The following is a 1,858-nucleotide window of genomic DNA, read 5'->3' on the forward strand; positions in this document are numbered from 1 at the left end:
CGAGGTGGTGTTCACGGCTCTCCCCACGCTGGATGTGGCGCTGGAGTTCGTGGGCAAGCTGCGTGGGCGGGCGCGCGAGCTCGGGCGCCCCGAGGGGCTGCCGCTGATCATGAGCTCGTTCCACGCGACGATCGGAGCGACCGAGGCGGAGGCGCGGCGGCTGCTGGCGGAGCGCCGCGACGGCGTCGACCTGGTCGCCGGGCGGGCCGTCCTCGAGGACATGCTCGCCGGTGTGGACCTCTCGGACCTCGACCTCGATGCGCCGGTGCCGCTCGAGCGCGTGCCTGCCCTGGAGACGGTGGGTCGGCGGCGTGGTCGCGTGGAGGTGTTCGGTCGAATGGTCGCCCAGGGGCTCTCCTTGCGCGAGCTGATCATCGCCTCGCAGGACACGGGCCACTGGGCCCCGGTCGGCACGCCCGAGCAGCTCGCGGATGCGGTGGAGGAGCGGATGGACGCGGGCGTGCTCGACGTGCTCTCGATCGGCGGCATCGGCGATCCGACCCGCCACGAGCTGGTGGTCGACGGCCTCCTCGAGGAGCTGCGCCGCCGCGACCGGGTGCGCCGGGACTATGTGGGTGCGAACCTGCGGGAGAACCTGGAGCTACCGGCGCTACCGGCGCTGCCGGACCGCCGCCACCGGGCTGGTGCCGTGGACCTGGTGGGTGCGCGATGACCACACCGCTGTCGATCCTCGACCTCGCGACCGTGGGCGAGGGCACCAGTGGAGCGGAGGCCATCCGCGCCTCCGTGGACCTCGCCCTGCACGCCGAGCACCTCGGTTACCGGCGTATCTGGTACGCCGAGCATCACCTCGCCGATGGCGTCGCGGCTGCGACGCCCGCGGTGCTGGCTGCCGCTGCCGCCGCGAGGACCTCGACGATCCGCGTCGGCTCGGGCGCCGTCGCGCTGAGCGCGACGAGCCCGGTGCAGGCGGCGGAGCAATTCGGCACGATCGCCGCGCTGCACCCGGGCCGGATCGATCTCGGGCTCGGCCGGGCGGCGATCCGCCAGCCCGACGAGAAGAAGGGCGCATCCTGGTGGAGCCGCGGCGGCGCCACGCGGGCCCGCGACGTCGACGGCGTGCGGATTCCGGCGGCCCCGACCGACTCCCGCCGAGGTGACGCACTCACCGAACGGATCGAACGCCGTCGAGCCCTGCTCGCGATCTCGCGGGAGCCGGAGCCGTTCACCGAGGAGGTGAGCCGGATCCTCGCACTGCGTGACGGGACCGCTACCGACGCCTCGGGCGACCGGGTCACCAGCCCGCCGGCCGAAGGAACCGACTTCGAGGTGTGGCTGCTTGCCTCCAGCGGTGGCGAGAGCGCCACGGTGGCCGGTGCGCTCGGGCTGCCGCTGGCGGCGAACTTCCACGTGAGCCCGTTCAGCATCCTGGAGACGGTCGCCGCCTACCGGGAGGCGTTCCGGCCCGGCGTGCTGGACGAGCCGTACGTGCTGGTCTCGGTCGACGCCCTGGCTGCCGAGACGGCGGCAGAGGCCGAGCGGATCGGGAGCGGGTTCGCGGACTGGGTGCTCTCGATCCGCCGCACTGCCGGGGGCGCGATCGCCTTCCCACGCGCTGGTGAAGGCACCGCCTGGAACGACCTCGGCGAGGACGACCAAGGTTTGATCCGGGACCGGATCGAGGCGAGGTTCGTGGGCGAGACGAGCGACGTCGTCGAGCGCCTCAGGGCTCTCGCTCGCGTGACCGGCGCCGACGAGTTGCTCATCACCACCGCGACACACGACCCGGCTGACAAGTTTCGTTCCTTCGAGCTCATCGCGCGCGCCTGGTACGCCTGAGGCCCGCCGCCGAGATCGCTGTTCTGAGTCGAGATCGCTGCAACGGAAGCGCGATCTC

Annotated in this window: 1 protein-coding gene and 1 pseudogene; both read left to right on the plus strand. The window is 72.7% G+C overall.

What is annotated here, in order from left to right; all coding sequences use genetic code 11:
• Positions 1–673: pseudogene (locus tag ACOJSN_RS14730) on the plus strand (hypothetical protein); the annotation flags it as partial.
• On the plus strand, positions 670–1,800 hold the full coding sequence (locus ACOJSN_RS14735; protein WP_420113248.1) for an LLM class flavin-dependent oxidoreductase: 1,131 nt from the start codon (positions 670–672) through the stop codon (positions 1,798–1,800). The pseudogene ACOJSN_RS14730 and the gene ACOJSN_RS14735, both read left to right, overlap by 4 nt.
• Positions 1,801–1,858 lie beyond the last annotated feature (58 nt).

The sequence above is a fragment of the Pseudactinotalea sp. genome (genome assembly GCF_048594945.1).
Classification (GTDB): Bacteria; Actinomycetota; Actinomycetes; order Actinomycetales; family Beutenbergiaceae; genus Pseudactinotalea.

Coding starts and splice junctions, on each gene's coding strand:
- ACOJSN_RS14735 (WP_420113248.1), top strand. CDS start 670: ATGACCACACCGCTGTCGATCCTCGACCTCGCGACCGTGGGCGAGGGC.